Consider the following 17561-nt stretch of genomic DNA (forward strand, 5'->3'; position numbering starts at 1 on the left):
CTTTTTATTCACACTGTGTTAGCGATTAAGCGTGTTGTTTATAGCAATAATCCAGTGCTAACTCATAATATTCAAGCCCTTCTCGAGCTGCCTTAAAGGCTTTTGTTTGTAATTCAGGTTGATGGTCACATAAACGTTTAATCAGTTCCATCGCTTCATAAGGATGCAGATCATCATAATGTGCATGCGCACGTAGCCATGCCAGTGAACGCTTATTAATATTGACTTCAGGATGATCGATATATGCATTAATTCCTTTATAGACCTGAATTGACCAATCTCCTGTCGCCCACTCAATCGCAAGGTTGGTTGCTGCCAGACATTCAGCCAATGAACTGCGATAATTCATATTCCATAAAAAATGATTCACTGCATTCATTTCTACTGGAGGCGTGACACGATCCAACTCATCGACCGTTAGCCCAAAACCAACCGCCCAGTCTCGATACCAATTTAGATGCCTTTCTTCAATTTTAATATTCTGAATAAGCCAATCTCGACTTTCAGTAACACCCGGTTGAGTGAAATCGGTTGCTTTTGATAAAGCCAGTGCCATATAAGAAGGGAAATGTGCGACCAAAGGATAAAAATTCAATAGCGCAAGACGAAAACACGCCAACGACAATTTTCCATTGGCCATGTCGACCGTGGCACCTGTTGAACCTGAACAGATGACTGTTGTGTTAACTCAGAACTAGACATATGCAATATCCCCTGATATGTCTGAAACAAAAAATAGAAACAATAACAAGAATCATTATTAGTTGTTATATTATAGTAAAATTATGGAGACTTTGTGGATATTTTCTCCAAGTCGAAGATAATCAAAGGAAATAAACACTTAGAGTCTAATAAACTTGAATGAAAGAAGACTATCTATTATCTCGATTCGATATTTATAGAGATTAAGTTCCTTTTTCCGTAAGTCTTTATCATGAATTTATCTTAATTTTTTGATTTGTAAGATCTATATTTTTTAATCACGACATAACAATGAAGATCACTCAACTTTACGTGAATAAGTTTCAGGTTACTTCGAATGATTTGAGTTAAATTTAAAAACTATTTTATTCTTTATTTTGTCTTCATGAGCAAATCACGTATTAAACTCGAACTTCCAGCGCAAGCTGATAAATTATTACTACATTCATGTTGTGCACCATGTTCAGGTGAGGTCATGGAAACTCTGTTGCATTCTGAAATCGATTATTCCATCTTTTTTTATAATCCAAATATCCATCCTGTTAAGGAATATTTGATTCGCAAGGAAGAAAATATTCGTTTTGCCGAAAAGCACAGTATTCCTTTTATTGATTGTGATTACGATACAGATAACTGGTTTCAACGTGCCAAAGGAATGGAGAACGAACCTGAAAAAGGTATTCGTTGTACCATGTGTTTTGATATGCGTTTTGAGCGCACGGCACTGTACGCCCATGAACATGATTTTAAAATTTTTAGTAGTTCCTTGGGCATTTCTCGATGGAAAAATATGCAACAAATTAATGACTGTGGGATTCGTGCTGCATCACATTATCCAGACATACAGTATTGGGATTATAACTGGCGTAAAAATGGCGGCGCGACTCGAATGCTGGAAATCAGTAAACGTGAAGAGTTTTATCAACAAGAATATTGCGGTTGCGTCTATTCGCTACGTGATAGCAATCGCTGGCGCATGAGTCAGGGACGTGATCGGATTAAACTTGGCGTGAAGTTTTATTCAGCGACAGATCCTGATTAATTTATTTTTTAATGCCTCATTTCTTAACTCAAGCTTCACGAGATGATGAGAAAAACTGACTCTAACGCTTATTTCATTTCAGTTAGAGCCCAAATCTTAATGATTTATGCTGCATCAATAAGCGCGTGACTCGCCTTGTTCATGTAAAAAATCCTGAATAAGTTTGACCACTTGTTCAGGTTTTTCTGCATGTAACCAATGTCCTACCCCCTCAATGGTTTTAATTTCAGCCAGTGGAAATTGTTCGCGAATATTTTTTTCATATTCTGTTTGAATATATTCAGACTTCGCGCCCTGAATAAATAAACACGGCTTATTCCACGGCTCAATATCATTCCAGCCAGTCAAATTTGGATATTGCTTTTCAAGCGCATCGACATTGAATAACCAATGTCCCTGATTAAAAGATTTGAGTAGAAACATAATCACGCCATCTTGTGGAATGTATGGTTTCATAATCTCTGTCGCTTGCTTACGACTCAACTCATGCGGTTCTGCACGAACAGCATTAATGGCATCCAGAATATCTCGATGACGATGCCCCTGATAAGCCACGGGACTCACATCTAATACAATCAATTTATCGACACGATCAGGATATAATCCTGTGATTTTCATGGAGGTTTTTCCGCCCATTGAATGACCAATTAAGCTGAATTGTTGAATACCAAGCTCATCTAAAGTATCGATCACATCCTGTGCCATAATTTCATAATTCATTTCATCACTGTGCGGTGATAAACCATGATTACGCAAATCAATTTGAATGATTTTGTGATTGGTATTCAAGGCTCGAGCAATAACACCCAAATTCGACAAACTACCAAATAAACCATGTAATAAAACCACTGGTGTGTTACTGGTTGCATGATCTGATTCGACGATATGAGTATTAAGTATCATAAGGATTTACCTGTATTTATTGCTCTATAGCTTAGACTAGCGCGGGTATATATCACGACACAAGTATCAACTACATTTCAATAGCAAAAAGAAAGCTCTCCATTGAGAGCTGTTGTTTTTTAATACAGATTTATGAAGCTAATGCCATTTTTTCAGCGCGCTGCTGAAGTTTTTTGACAGCTTCACGAGCCTGTGCGGCTAATTCACGCATATCCAGATTTGGAATGTGATTGTTTTCTATCACTGTCTTACCGCCAATCAGCATGTGTTTAATTTGCGCCTGACCACCACTGGCGACAGGCCCAATTGCCATATCGTGCAACCCCATATAGCGTGGATCATCCAGTTGATACACCACCAAGTCAGCCTGCTGACCGACTTCAAGCGTACCAATATCAGATAGACCCAAAACCTGTGCCCCACCTTGCGTCCCCCAACGAATGACATCCTCGACGGTCGCCGCATCAGCCCCGCCTTCAAACGTCCCACCATCATATTTTGGTTGGGCAAACATACCTTTACGGGCGCGCTGTAACATCCATGTTGCATGAGTTTCTGACAGCATATCTGCGGCTTCATTGGAGGCAGCACCGTCCACCCCAATTGAGATATTCATTCCCGCTTTTTCTAGAGTTACCAGATCTGCAATTCCACTGCCGAGACGCGCATTACTTTGTGGACAATGCGCAATCCCTGTTTTAGTTTGCCCTAAAAGCTGAATTTCTTCTGGTAAAAGTTTAACCAAGTGTGCAAACCAAACATCTTCACCGACCCAATCATGCTCAGCACAAAATTGAACAGGCGTCATGCCAAATTTGGCCCGCGCCGCATCCAGATAGTCCACCGTTTCAGACAAATGACTATGTAAGCGAATGCCTAAACGTCTTGCAACTTGTGCCGTTTCACGTAATTGTTCTGGTGTAGTCGAATGTAATGCCGTTGTTGGCGCCATGACAATTCTTTTAAAAGCTTGCGGGCGACTGTCATGATATTTACTGACTAAACGTTCAATATCAGCAATCACATTTTCAAATTTTTCTGGACGTAATGCCTGCGGAAGTTCTGCTTCCAACCCGCGGGTTAACGTCCCGCCACCACGACACAGGATAAAACGTAAACCGAGTCGATCGGCTTCATCGAATAAAATTTCCGCGCCATCAAAAGGCATATTTGGCCAATATAAATAATGATGATCTGCGACAGTCCCACAGCCTGATCGCAGCAGTTCAATCAAACCAATACGCGCTGCCAATCGAAAGCTTTCTTCATCAAAAGCCCCACGAAACCGATAGGGTGTAGAAGCCAACCACGGTGTCAAACTTTGATTCAGGCCTTGCGGCTCACCTTTCAAAAGTGACTGAAACAAATGATGATGGGTATTTACCCAAGCAGGATAAATCACGCAATCTCGTGCATCGATTACCGTTTCATTGGCCTGTAAGCTGAGTGATGAGCCAATCTCGGTAGTAACGCCATTTCCAATACGTATACTGTCTGCCTGAATACGCGCTGCTTCACCAGCCAGACCTGTTAAAATTGCGTGTGCATTTTTAATTAGATAATTCATCAGGTCTGCTCACTCTCATGCCATTTGTTTAGAAACATTTGACTTAACATGGACATTGCAACAAATAAAACCAATCCTGTGCAAGTAATCAAGAACAGTGCTGCAAACATTAACGGTAGATCAAGCTGAAATCCTGCCTGTAAAATCTGATACGCCAATCCTGCACTGGTTCCACCTGTTCCAGCAACAAACTCGGATACCACCGCTCCAATTAAAGCCAAACCACTGGAAATCCGTAAACCACCAAAGAAATATGGCAACGCATTTGGTACACGTAAACGCATTAACTCCTGCCAGCGACTGGCTTTATTGATACGAAATAGATTCAACAAACCTGCATTGACACTGCGTAAACCTAAGGTGGTATTGGTTAAAATTGGGAAAATAGCAACCAACATGGCACACACCACTAAAGCCAAAGTCGTGTTTTGAATCCAGATAATCACTAAAGGCGCAATTGCAACAATCGGTGTGACCTGAAATAAAATGGCATAAGGCATAAAACAGGCTTCAATCACACGACTTTGTACAAATAAGAAAGCAATCAAAGTTCCAATCACAACGGCGCAAATAAAAGCCAGTAGTGTCACTTTTAAAGTTACCCACAGACTTCCAAAAAGTAAGCCTGACTGAGACACCAAAGCATGACCAATATCGGAAGGTTTTGGAATCAAATAAACAGGGACATTGAGCTGTTGCAAGCTAATTTGCCAGATCAATAATAAAATAACGCCCAAAGCCAATGGTGCAGCGATACGGCGAAATTTAGGATGACTCATTAACGGTTTAACCATGATGTTCCCCTCCACTGGCTTGCTCTAATACTTCAGATAAATGCGCACATTGCTTCATGAAAATATCTGAGTTTCTAAAATGTTCATCGCGATGATCAGGGCCTTCAATTCGGATATCAGCCACTACTCGACCAGGACGCGCACCCATCACAATGACACGTGACGATAAAAAAACAGCTTCATAAATACTGTGTGTGACAAAAACAATGGTTAAATCACGCTCAGACCACAAAGTCCGAATATCACTGTCCAAACGATGGCGAGTAAACTCATCCAAAGCACCAAAAGGTTCATCCATCAGCAATAAATCAGGTTCAGTGACCAATGCACGAGCCAGTGATGCGCGCATCTGCATACCACCAGACAGTTCTTTCGGATAAGATTCACCGAATTTACCCAGACCAACAGAAGTTAAAGCAGCGGTTACTTTTTGATTGCTGATATTTTTAGACACATGTCGTAAATCCAGTGGCAAACGCACATTATCCTGAATATTTGCCCACGGCATTAAAGTTGCTTCTTGGAACACCATTGCCATTTTGCACTGAGATTGCATATCAGCTTTCCCGTTCCAGCGCACCTGTCCCGCAGATGGCTGCTCAAGATCGGCAAACATTTTGAGTAAGGTACTTTTACCGCAACCCGATGGCCCAAGTAGTGACACAATTTCACCGCGCTGGATATCCAGATCAAAGCGCTGCAAAGCATGTGTTCCATTTGGATACACTTTTTCTACGCCACGCACCATCAACATAGGGCTACTCAGGTTTGCACTAGGTTCTGTCGCAATACTGACCGAAACTGCTGAATTCATATTAGGTTCCCCCTTTGGCATTTTTACAACCTAATTGGTCGGCTTAATTTTTCTTGGCAGTGGGTTTAACAAACTGAGTGGTATAAGCCGCTTTCCAATCCACTTTGGCATCCAATAATTTAGCCTGCACCATAAAATCACGCGTTTTCTTCCAACGCGCATCGGTCATAACACCAATGCCCATCGTTTTGGCATCACCACCATCAATCAGACCAAGCTTCTTCATTTGACCAACAGCAAAGGCTAAAAGTGGATCATCCATATTTGGATTTTCTTTTTTAATAATGGCATTTCCCGCAGCAGGATTTTTCAGATAACTTTTCCAACCTTCCATAGAAGCTTCTACAAAACGGCGCATCACGTCTGGTTTGCTCTGTAAAAGATCGTTACGGGTCACTAAGATTCCGCCATAGGCTGGATAGCCATCATTCGCGAATAAAAAGAATTTACTGGATGGTTCTGCTTTTTTTGCTTGAAAGACTTCTGAAGTTGCATAGGCTTGTTGTACAACATTTTTACCTGCCAAGAACGGCTGCATATTAAAGGTATAAGGACGTGCCTGAGAATTGTCTAATTTATACTTGCCACGTAACCACGGCCACCAGCTTGCTTGTCCGCTGGTCGAAACCAAAACGGTTTTACCTTTTAGATCAGCCAGTGATTTTACATCACTATGCGTAATCACCCCTTGTGGATCAAACTGGAATGGCGCAGCAATGGCTTTGATTGGGAAACCACTTTCGATTCCCTTTAAGACTTGTAAATCATAATTGATAATGACATCGGCGCGTTTAGCCAAGAGCAGGGTCATGTTATTGATTTGAGGGCCACCGACTTTGATGGTGACATCTAAACCATGTTTTTTATAAATCCCTTCTGCTAATGCTTGATAATAGCCACCTTGCTCTGCCTGCGCATACCACGTCGTTTGTAAAATCAATTTATCATTGGCTTGAGCCAAAGAAGTAAAAAGTAATGATGCGGCAACCACAGCCAGACGCGTTTTGCCTAAACAGTTATAAATTTTCATAATAAACCTCTGATGAATAGGTGAAAGCTTTTGCTATTCATTCAAAGGAGGCATTAAGTGTGCTGATCAATTTATTTATGACACACTCTCAAGGCTTTTATTATGATCAATAAAAACCCCGTCCCCCTAAGAGGAACAGCTTGCGCTGTAGAGCAATGTCCCATGCGACTGAACGCACTAACCGCTTATACTCAGTTATAGATTAGCAAGGGCTATGCCAAAATAGGTTCACACTAGTGATATAAATAAATTGATATAGGACTATTCTGAAATTGATATATTTTTAGCAGTCAAAGTATTTTGTTTTATCTATCAAACACTTAATTAATTTAGTATTAAAATATATTTGACTTCATCAATCTGATTTTTATCGATGCATCTACACTTTGTCAGATTGATCATCGAATAAACAACCTATTGTTGCAACTAAAATACTTTTTCGATTCTGCTTAACAAGACAAGATAGATTGAAGTGCATCTTTTTTGTGCAAAATTTCTTTTTCGCTATATAACAACTCAGCCAGTCAAATAGACTCGCAAAACAGGTCAAGCTTGTGCCAATAACTTGCGTGCCTCAATCACTTGCTTTTCACCTGCACCATATTCAAGCTGTTGAATTGGTAAATGTAAACTATAGAAAATCTGCCTCTGTTCACAAAGCTCAACCAATGCCATCATCCAACTCAGTTTCTGTTCATGTTCCTGACATGGAATATGAGCATAATCAATTTCAAACTGATGCTGATCCGATTCATCTTCAAACATTTTGACAAATAAGCCTTGCCCCCGCGCAACTTGTTTCCACGACACCGCCTGAAAAGAATCTCCTTCTCTAAAGTTACGAAGCTCACGGAATTCTTCCAGATCATGCTGATTGAGCTGATGTTGTTGTTTATATTCAAGCTCAAGATTCAAACTTTGTGGTGCGATCCAGATCTCTTGCTCTAAATAAAGATATGTCCATGCCCGAACCAAACCAAATGGATAAGTTGAATATATCTGAATCACAGGAAATTTAAATTGACCTCGTTGCTCAGGTGAAAATACAAGTTCCGCTTCCTGACTTATTTGATCAATAAGAACGGTATGCACTTGATCCTCTACCCGTATTTGAATAAAGCGAGCCGATGCACGTGTTTGCTTATAGTGTAATTTTAGGATCAAGGAATGACCCAACTGTCCTACCTCTGGATAAATCATTTCAATCTGTAATTGATGAAGTTGTTTAAAAGTGAGATAAAAACTAATACATAGCACGGAACTAATTAAAAAACAAAAACCAAGAATAAGATTGTTTGCATAGTTAATCCCTGCAATGAACGTAATCACAATCAAAGTCAGATACAACCATCCTTGTTGATAGATAAAAACCAAAATATCGCGTTGCTTTAGGCTTTTAAAATGATCTATACGAAAACGTTTGGCAAACCATTTCTGAAACCCAGATGGCATGTTTGATTCTCTCACTTATAAAATATCCACGGCATCCAGACATTGACGCGCTTCATGCTCAGTCATATTCATACGATGCGCTGTGACTGCCACAAAAACAGCTTGTATATCGTCTGAAGTGACATAACTTCTTTTCTCAATCAAGGCATAAGCCTGAGCTGCCAACTTTAAAGCCAGAACACCACGTGTAGACAAACCATGTCGATGCTTACGGGTTTGTTCTGCCAAATCCAGTACGTACTCCAAAATCACATCACTGAGATAAACTTGTTTTACCAGCTCTTGAAGCTCAAGAATTTCGTCCGCACTGAAGACAGGCTGAATCCGAGCAACTAAATCTTGCCTTGAGGCTTGTTGTAATAGTAATTTTTCAGCGTTTCGGGACGGAAAACCAAGTGAAAGACGCATCAAAAAACGATCCAACTGAGACTCAGGCAAGGCGTATGTTCCACTCTGAAATAACGGATTTTGCGTAGCAACCACCCAAAACGGCTTCGGTAGATCATAATGTATGCTATCTACGGTCACTGAACCTTCTTCCATGGCTTCAAGTAAGGCACTTTGAGTTTTGGGACTACAGCGATTGATTTCATCAGCTAAAAGAATCTGGGTAAAAATCGGTCCCTGTTTAAACTCAAAAACATGTTCTTTTTGATTAAACATATTGATACCAATCACATCACTGGCAAGCATATCATTGGTAAATTGAATCCGCCCAAAATCCAGTCCAGCCAATCTCGCTAATGCACTCGCCAGTGTCGTTTTACCCAAACCGGGTAAATCTTCAAATAAAACATGCCCGCCAGCCAACAAACAAGTTAGTGCAAGTTGAGTTTGTTTAGATTTATCTAAAATGAGTTGATTAATTTCAGCTAAGAATTGCTCAATCTTGGGGCTATATTGCGCAATTTTCTGGTCAATTTCTGAATTTTCCTGTTGGAGTTCAGTTTTTTTGAGTTTTTCCATGCCCCACATCACAAGCTTTCCTAATTAAAAAAAGGGTGTATGAATCAACATACACCCTTTTTGCTTTTTTCTAAACAAATGAAACAGATATCAACAAGGACATTTTTTTAGATTGCCACTGGATGGATAACGTGAATCCACGCAGTGACGATAAAATGTCTTGGCATCCATCGGTTCCAGATCTGGATGATGTTTACGCATATGCTCAAGATAAGTGTCATAATCTGGGACACCGACCATTAAACGGAAACTTTGCTGTAAACGCTTAAATAATGTCGCAATACGTGACCAATTCTTTGGAGAAAGTAATAGATCCTTTTGCGACATAATGGTCATTTTGATGATTTTAACAATCACCGCACGACCATTTTGAGCAACTTTTAGATTCATGATCATTCACCTCGCGTTGAAGCAGGCGCTACCGTTTCAGGATCGGCATACACAGCGGGCGCTTCATGTGTGGTCGGTTCGCGACTCGCTAAAGCACGACGAATCACGCCAATCGATGCAATCACCATCACCACTGCCACAATCATAAAGAACGCACAAAGAACAGCATTAATCTGGTTAGATAACACCACCGTTTGCATCTCTGCCATAGTTTTTGCAGGCGCTAACATTTCACCACGACCCATTGCATCTGAAAAACGGTTTGCTTGAGCAAGAAAGCCAATTTTTGGATTTTCATGGAAAATCTTTTGCCAGCCCGCGGTCATACAAGTAATCAGTAAGAAAATCGTAGGGACAATCGTGACCCAAACATATTTTTCTTTTTTCATTTTAAATAAAATGACTGTACCCAAAATCAGTGCCATGGCTGCCAACATCTGGTTACCGATACCAAATAAAGGCCACAAAGAGTTAATCCCACCTAAAGGATCAACCACACCCTGATAGACAAAGAAGCCCCAACCGCCAACTGCAACGGCCGTACCAATCACATTTCCTACAAATGAGCCTGACTTTTTAATCGCAGGAATAACGATCCCGACTGTATCTTGCACCATGAAACGGCAAGCACGTGTACCCGCATCGACCGCAGTTAAAATAAATAACGCTTCAAATAAAATCGCAAAGTGATACCAGAATGCCATCATTGAACGATTATTGAAAATCTCAGAGATGATATGTGCCATACCAATCGCAAACGTTGGCGCACCGCCTGTACGCGATAAAATCGTGGTTTCACCAACTTCCTGAGCCAATAAAGTCAACATTTCTGGTGTGACTACAAAACCGATATTACGCACCGCTTCTGCGGCACTTTCAACGGTTGTACCCAATACTGCGGCTGGCGCATTAATTGCAAAATAAACACCTGGATCAAGCACAGTCGCACAGATCATGGCCATAATGGCAACAAATGATTCCATGAGCATGCCACCATAACCGATCACACGAATATCTTTTTCATTTTCAATGAGTTTAGGTGTAGTACCACTCGATACCAAGGCATGAAAACCAGAAATAGCACCACAGGCAATGGTAATAAACAGGAACGGAAATAAACTACCCGCAAAAACCGGTCCTGTACCATCAATAAAATGCGTGACTGCTGGCATTTTAAGTTCAGGTAAGGCCACGATAATACCAATGGCAAGACCTGCAATCACCCCAATTTTCAGGAAGGTTGATAAATAATCACGCGGAGCAAGTAACAACCAAACAGGTAAAACAGAAGCAATAAAACCATAAATGATCAAACACCATGTCAATTGCGTTCCAGTTAAAGTGAAAAATGGGCCCCAATAAGGATCAGCCGCGATATGCCCACCATAAACAATGGCCAACATCATCAGCACAAAACCAATGATTGAAACTTCCGCGATTTTTCCCGGACGTATATAACGCATATATACGCCCATTAACAGTGCGATCGGAATGGTTGCAGCAATACTGAATACACCCCAAGGACTATGCGCCAGTGCTTTGACCACCACCAATGCCAATACCGCTAAGATAATGATCATCACCCCTAGCGCACCAAGCATCACCACAACACCAGCGAATGAACCAAGCTCTAGTTTTGCCATTTCACCCAATGATTTTCCATCACGTCGAGTCGAAATAAATAAAACTAAAAAGTCCTGAACTGCACCCGCCAGAACCACACCCACCAATAACCAGATAGTTCCTGGCAAATAACCCATTTGCGCTGCCAAGATTGGACCCACTAAAGGCCCTGCACCCGCGATTGCAGCAAAGTGGTGTCCAAATAAAACGTATTTATTGGTCGGTACATAATCCAGACCATCCGCCAACCGATGTGCGGGTGTTAAGCGTCTTGAATTAAGTTCAAAAACACGAGTAGCAATAAATAGACTATAAAACCGATAAGCAATGCTATATACACAGATTGCAGCAAGCACCATCCAGACTGCATTAACATGTTCACCACGACTGACTGCCAGTATCCCGAAAGAAATGGCACCAATAATCGCGACTAGACTCCAGAGTATTTTTGAGGGGAGTGTAGATTTCCTTTGAATTGTATCCATTCATGACCTCATTCTTTATGATTAACCGCCCTAAAATTCAGATCCATCTTGATATAGAGAATTTCCTTGTGACTGTACTCCTCATCTTTTTATTTTCATCTAATACTTTGGCATAAAAAAAGGGATGATTTTGATCATCCCCTGCATAATAGTCTATTTTTAAACCATTATGCACGTTCTAAATATTCGCCTGTGCGAGTATCAACACGAACGCTTTCTTCTTGCTGAACAAATAACGGTACGCGAACCACAGCACCTGTTTCAAGTTTTGCAGGTTTACCGCCACCACCAGAAGTATCACCGCGAACACCTGGATCAGTTTCCACGATTTTTAATACCACAAAGTTTGGTGCATTTACATTTAATGGTACGCCATTAAATAGCATAATGGTGCATTTCTCATTTGAGTCATCTTTTAACCATTTCGCCGCGTCACCCATCGCAACTTTATCAGCTGCAATTTGCTCGAAACTTACAGGATCCATAAAGTTCCAAAGCTCGCCATCATTGTATAAGTAGTCCATTTCTACTTCTACGATATCCGCAGCTTCTAATGAATCACCTGACTTAAATGTTTTTTCTAAAACTTTACCTGTTTTAAGGTTACGAAGTTTTACACGGTTGAATGCCTGACCTTTACCAGGTTTAACATATTCGTTTTCCATGATTGAACATGGGTTACCGTCAAGCATGACTTTAAGGCCTTGCTTGAATTCATTTGTAGAATAACTGGCCATGACTGGCACACTCCAAACTTACTAACTTAAATGTATTAATGCTAGACTAGCATTATTTTTTCCGTGTCGCATGATAAACTATTTGTATCAAGAGCAAAACTGGCAAAAACAACTCAATGATCTAATCATTGATCCATTAGAGCTGTTAAATGTATTACAACTGTCTAAAGAACAGTTGTTATCTGGCGCTATTCTTGCATCAAACGATTTTAAATTGCGCGTACCTCGTGCTTTTGTTGAAAAAATGCAAAAGTCTGATCCTTATGATCCCCTGCTTCTGCAAATTTTGCCACATCATTTAGAGCTCGAAGAACATCCTGAATTTGTTACCGATCCATTAGGCGAAGAAGAAGCCAATCAACTTCCAGGTGTTTTACATAAATATAGCTCCAGATTTTTGCTAACTTTAACGGGTGCTTGTGCAGTACATTGCCGTTACTGTTTCCGCCGACATTTCCCTTATCAGGAAAATTTGCCCAAAAATGAAGATTGGTTAAATATTCAAACTTATATCCAAGATCATCCTTCGATTAATGAGGTGATTTTAAGTGGCGGTGATCCATTTACGTTGTCCAATCGTAAATTACAACTCTGGCTAGAAAGAATTGAATCACTCCCTCAAATAAAAATTTTGCGAATTCATTCACGTGTTCCGATTGTTATTCCCAACCGTGTCGATGAAGAGCTGATTTCCCTATTAAAAAACAGTAGGCTACGCATTATAGTGGTGGTACACTCGAATCATGCTTCAGAGCTAGATGACTACACCTGTAGCAAGCTGGCAGCGTTATCATTTGGGCAAATAACTGTGTTAAATCAAGCAGTTTTACTTAAGGGTGTGAACGATAACGCACAAACCTTGATTCATCTTAGTCATCGTTTGTTTGAAGCTCGGGTTATGCCCTATTACTTACATGTTTTAGATAAAGTAAAGGGTGCTCAACATTTTGATGTTGTATCATCAGAGATTGATTGTATCTATCAGGAAGTCTTAGCGAATTTGCCAGGTTATCTGGTTCCTAAGCTGGTTAGGGAAATCGCGGGCGAAAAGAATAAAACACCGCTATTTGGGGTTTCAACATTTTGAGTTGAATAATAAACTATGATGAATCAAACTTTTACGGATATTTTTGAAACATCTACCACCTTAAGTCGAGAGGAATTAAGCTTTAGCGAGTCTAATGTTAAAGCAGTTTCAGACTGGGTTTCATCATTATCCATTATGCAACTTGGGGATACTTCACGGGCTTTATTTTCTGCATTGATTGAACTCTCAGAATTAAATTGCTCTGAAACTTTACGTTTTGATTTATTACAAACCCTGCATCCTGTGCTTGAAAATGTTTTGGCAAGCTTTGAAAAACATTTTTTTAATCAAGGACTGATCAACACTGATCGGAACGAACATATTATTGAACTCGCCATTTTATTACGCAAACACTTTGCGGGCATTTATATTGATATTGTAAGACGTAGTACCGAGCAACTCGAACAAAATAAATTTTCTGTTTTTGCATTGCATAAAAAGAAAAATCTACAAACGGCACGAACACTTGCCATATTTTATGGTTTAAAACAGCTCACAGAATTACTATATCAGGAGCACATGCTCTACAGTGAGCCAATGACTGGGCAATGGTTAATTGCTCATCATTTATATGAAGTCGCAATGAAATCTCATGTGCATCTGGCCAATATCAATCAATTGCAAGGCACTCAAAATCAGCTCAATAATATTACCCAAGCCTATGCCCAACTGATTTTACTGGATATTCTAAATACCAATCAGATTCGTCAGGCTGAGATTCAGGCTTTATATCAATGTAGTTATGATTGGGCTAAGAAGATCCAGATTTTCCCAAAAGAAACGACACTATCCAAATATGTGATTGATACTCAAAAAGATCATCCGCCTGTTTATAATAAACATCAAAACTCAGGGTTTAGCCCCTCTATTTATGTCGTCATCCAAGATTTACTTGAACACATTACCGCTACTTTGCATCGTAATGCGGATTATCTGTCTCAAACAGAGAAAATTTATTTGAGTCCTGCGCTAAAATTTCATGTGCAGAACATTTTAGGAACAGTGGCTGAACGTCAACATGAACGATATGAATATTCAGCACAATTACAAATTTGTTTTGGTCTGCTAACTGCCCATTTTTACTTATCTAAAGCTAAAAATTTTAATGAAACGCTTCAGCTTGAGAGTCATTATGGTTTCCAAAATAGCTCAAAAACATCATCTGGCTTAACCCAACAAGAGTCATCAAGCGATGTTCCCAATAACCAGCGTTTAAATCGTGAGGTCAAACTTATTTATCAAACCGAAGTGTTAGATATTAGTGTCAATGGTTATCGAATTAAATGGACTGAAGAAGCCCCTAAAAATTTAAGAACGGGTGAATTTATACTGGTTAAAGAAGATACACATAGCCAATGGCGTGGTGGAGTAATTCGCTGGATTAAACAATCGGCTGAAAAAAGCCTGGAAATTGGTTTAGAAATATTAGCGCAAGATATTTTTCCTTGCGCCGTTCGTGTACAAGCTGACCGTCATCGTCATAATTATTACCCTGCTTTACTCATGCAAAGCCAAAATTTGGATCAGGTTAAAACAACACTAATTTTACCGGGTTCACAAATTTTCAGAGAGCAGCAAGGGGTTCATTTAAGGTTAGAAAAAGAAGAGTTCAAAGTGTATTTGCTCAAAGCGCAACTGGTCACCCAAAGCTTTGTGCAATTTGACTATGAACTCTTGGATGATCAACAGCAAAATAGCCTGAAAAAATTGATGTTTAAACAGGCCAAAGATTCAGATAATCAGGATTTATGGGAAGCGTTAAAGTGAGAAACTCGTTACTTTCTAAAAAGTTAAAATTAAGCAAAACACGTTTACTCATTATTGATGATAACCAGCTTCGTTATAATCAAATTATTGAGCTATTTAACTCCAAAAATCATCAAGTTCAGGCAACACTGCTAGATGATTTAAATAGCTTTGAAAAGCAATTAAATATCGGCTGGGATATAGTCATTTTTGGGCGAGCTTATGACTTAAAAATTGAACAGGTATTGTCCCTCATTCAAGTATCAACGCAGCCCAATTTACCTGTTTTATTGCTGACTCCTGATCAATATAGCGCTAATGATTATCTGAGTTATATACATAAAGGTGTCTATGAAATTATTGATCTCAAAGCACCAGAGCATTTATATATTGCAATTGTTAGAGCATTATCCTACAGCCGTTTGCAACAAAATGAACAACGCTTAATTGAAGAATTAGAGACTGCACAGTCTCACGTTCAATCTATTGTAAAAGAAAGCAACAAGGCGGTTGCGACACTACAAGAAGGTATTCACATCAAAGCGAATGCTGAATACTTGGCACTTTTTGGGTTAAAAAATGAAAATGAGCTAGTCGGTCTTCCTATTCTTGATATTTTACAGCCGACAGATCCTAATCAATTTAAACAAAAATTTAAACGTGTTTCACAAGGAATATTTGACCAAGCCAGCTTTGATATTGTTTGTAGAAATTCTGCAATTACGATTGCAAACCCGCTTAAAATTGAATTTTTACCTTGTGATGAAGATGATGCCGTTCAATTGACTATCGAGTATGAAGACAGTACAGCTAGTTCAATCCAACCCAATAACGCAATAGCATCGCAAGCGAGTCAAACTGAAAAGCTGTCACCCAATATCAATACCTTAAATGCTATCAATCGTCAGTTAACTAAACAACCCGCAGAGGTCAATGCACTTGTTATAGTGACGCTTTCAAGCTGTCCTGATGATGTCTTTAAACATAATCTAGAAACGATTAAAACTTATTTTTCCAATATTTATGGCTTTATTAAAGAACAAGTCAACGTTTCTGTTTTCAGAATTAATCCCGTACTCTACGTGGCTTTATTTCAAGCAGAATCTGACCAAGTTCTTAAGTCTCAATTAATCAGCCTCAAATCATTAGAAAAACCTCAGTTGTTAAGTGTTGATAAATCAACTTTACCACTACATTTACATTTAGGTTTTTCTGTATTAAATCAACCTAGTATCGCAGATGATAAAAACTTTGATGATATTTTAGAGCAAGCATTTCATCAGCCTTTACCTAATATGGAACAAAGTTTGTCTCAACGTGATTTAGGCCAGGTCGCTGTTCTTAAACAAATAGACATCAGTACCGAAAATATTCCCAAAGTTCAACATTCGATACTTCAAACGCTTCAACAAAAACTTGAAACAGGTGATATTCACCTAAAATACCAACAAATTTATGATAAACAAGACAGTAACTTATATACTTATGAAGTAACGAGCGGCTTCATTTATGACAATAGTTGGCAAGATATTAATCACCTTGCGGATTTACGTGATGATCCAGAACTTTCTATTAAAGTTGATCGCTGGATATTAGTCGAAGCCTGCAAACAATTACACAATTTTTTAACACAATATCCAACTGCAAAGCTGATTATTAATTTAAATCGTCATATTCTTTTAAATGACAAACAATTACCTGATTTGATGGGCAAGCTTCTTACCATTGTCGGTGGCCGCGCTAAAGCGCCATTAATATTACAGTTCTCTGAGGAATCCATTAGTCAGAACCTACCTTTGGCTCAACAGCAATTTGCTAAATTAAAGCAAAATGAAGTGGAAATTTCTGTACGTGACTTTGGCATCTCAATGTATAGCGACTCTATTTTAAGTCAGACTAATCTGGATTATTTAAGCCTACATCCTACTTTATGCAAAATGTTGGCTTCAGATAAAGACCTTCCTTCTCTTCAACACAAGATAGAAAACTTTCATCAAATTAAACCTATAGAAATTTTAGCTCAGGGTTTAAATGATATGACTTTGTTTGCAAATGCATGGAACATTGAAGCGCGCTATTTACAAGGTGATTATTTCCAGAAAAAACTAGATCGCCTGACTGATGTACAAGATCAATAGATCTTAGAAAATCATCTAGATCTTTTGACATAATATTTATTTCAAAGTTAAAAAAAGAACCGCAATTGCGGTTCTTTTTATTAAG

At 39.3% G+C, this 17561-nt stretch carries 14 protein-coding genes and 1 pseudogene; 4 read left to right on the forward strand and 11 right to left on the reverse strand.

The window, feature by feature from the left end:
* Positions 1-25 precede the first annotated feature (25 nt).
* Positions 26-643 (reverse strand): annotated as a pseudogene (locus tag F944_RS09045) (TenA family transcriptional regulator); the annotation flags it as partial.
* Positions 644-1087: 444 nt separating this feature from the next.
* Between F944_RS09045 and F944_RS09050 the strand changes: the two are divergent.
* The gene (locus F944_RS09050) at positions 1088-1744 is read left to right on the forward strand and encodes an epoxyqueuosine reductase QueH (RefSeq protein WP_004989600.1); all 657 of its coding nucleotides are present in this window, start codon (positions 1088-1090) and stop codon (positions 1742-1744) included.
* Between the two features lie 114 nt (positions 1745-1858).
* Here F944_RS09050 and F944_RS09055 read toward each other — a convergent pair whose 3' ends face one another.
* The 10 genes from F944_RS09055 to efp all read right to left on the reverse strand — a co-directional run bounded on the left by F944_RS09055 (position 1859) and on the right by efp (position 12505).
* Complete coding sequence (locus tag F944_RS09055) at positions 1859-2647, reverse strand: alpha/beta fold hydrolase (protein WP_004989601.1); 789 nt, start codon at positions 2645-2647, stop codon at positions 1859-1861.
* 130 nt (positions 2648-2777) lie between these two features.
* Positions 2778-4214 carry an amidohydrolase family protein gene (locus F944_RS09060; protein WP_004989602.1) on the reverse strand — a complete coding sequence of 479 codons (1437 nt, stop codon included), beginning with the start codon at positions 4212-4214 and terminating at the stop codon, positions 2778-2780.
* Entirely contained in the window at positions 4214-5008 is a 795-nt protein-coding gene (locus F944_RS09065) for an ABC transporter permease (protein ID WP_004989603.1), read from the reverse strand. The genes F944_RS09060 and F944_RS09065 overlap by 1 nt, the downstream gene beginning before the upstream one ends.
* Positions 5001-5822 carry an ABC transporter ATP-binding protein gene (locus tag F944_RS09070; protein ID WP_010588771.1) on the reverse strand — a complete coding sequence of 274 codons (822 nt, stop codon included), beginning with the start codon at positions 5820-5822 and terminating at the stop codon, positions 5001-5003. The genes F944_RS09065 and F944_RS09070 overlap by 8 nt, the downstream gene beginning before the upstream one ends.
* 43 nt (positions 5823-5865) lie before the next feature.
* Positions 5866-6852, reverse strand: coding sequence for an ABC transporter substrate-binding protein (locus tag F944_RS09075; RefSeq protein ID WP_004989605.1), 987 nt, complete (start codon positions 6850-6852; stop codon positions 5866-5868).
* 546 nt (positions 6853-7398) lie between these two features.
* A complete protein-coding gene (locus tag F944_RS09080; RefSeq protein ID WP_004989606.1) occupies positions 7399-8304 on the reverse strand; it encodes a DUF58 domain-containing protein in 906 nt (301 codons plus the stop codon).
* A gap of 15 nt (positions 8305-8319) precedes the next feature.
* Complete coding sequence (locus F944_RS09085) at positions 8320-9279, reverse strand: AAA family ATPase (protein ID WP_004989608.1); 960 nt, start codon at positions 9277-9279, stop codon at positions 8320-8322.
* 81 nt (positions 9280-9360) lie between these two features.
* A complete protein-coding gene (locus F944_RS09090; protein WP_171063279.1) occupies positions 9361-9663 on the reverse strand; it encodes a YbdD/YjiX family protein in 303 nt (100 codons plus the stop codon).
* Positions 9663-11768: a carbon starvation CstA family protein gene (locus tag F944_RS09095; RefSeq protein ID WP_004989616.1), complete on the reverse strand. Its 2106-nt coding sequence runs from the start codon at positions 11766-11768 to the stop codon at positions 9663-9665. The genes F944_RS09090 and F944_RS09095 overlap by 1 nt, the downstream gene beginning before the upstream one ends.
* 167 nt (positions 11769-11935) lie before the next feature.
* Entirely contained in the window at positions 11936-12505 is a 570-nt protein-coding gene (efp, locus tag F944_RS09100; RefSeq protein WP_004989617.1) for an elongation factor P, read from the reverse strand.
* 70 nt (positions 12506-12575) lie between these two features.
* On the opposite strand from efp, the gene epmB reads away from it, so the two are divergent.
* The 3 genes from epmB to F944_RS09115 are packed head-to-tail and all read left to right on the forward strand — an operon-like array spanning position 12576 to position 17476.
* Positions 12576-13592, forward strand: a complete 1017-nt coding sequence (gene epmB / locus F944_RS09105) for an EF-P beta-lysylation protein EpmB (protein ID WP_004989619.1) — start codon at positions 12576-12578, stop codon at positions 13590-13592.
* Positions 13593-13607: 15 nt separating this feature from the next.
* Positions 13608-15359 carry a hypothetical protein gene (locus F944_RS09110; RefSeq protein ID WP_004989622.1) on the forward strand — a complete coding sequence of 584 codons (1752 nt, stop codon included), beginning with the start codon at positions 13608-13610 and terminating at the stop codon, positions 15357-15359.
* Entirely contained in the window at positions 15341-17476 is a 2136-nt protein-coding gene (locus tag F944_RS09115; protein WP_004989624.1) for an EAL domain-containing protein, read from the forward strand. The genes F944_RS09110 and F944_RS09115 overlap by 19 nt, the downstream gene beginning before the upstream one ends.
* The last annotated feature ends 85 nt before the right edge of the window (positions 17477-17561 follow it).

It is taken from the genome of Acinetobacter ursingii DSM 16037 = CIP 107286 (genome assembly GCF_000368825.1).
GTDB lineage: Bacteria > Pseudomonadota > Gammaproteobacteria > Pseudomonadales > Moraxellaceae > Acinetobacter > Acinetobacter ursingii.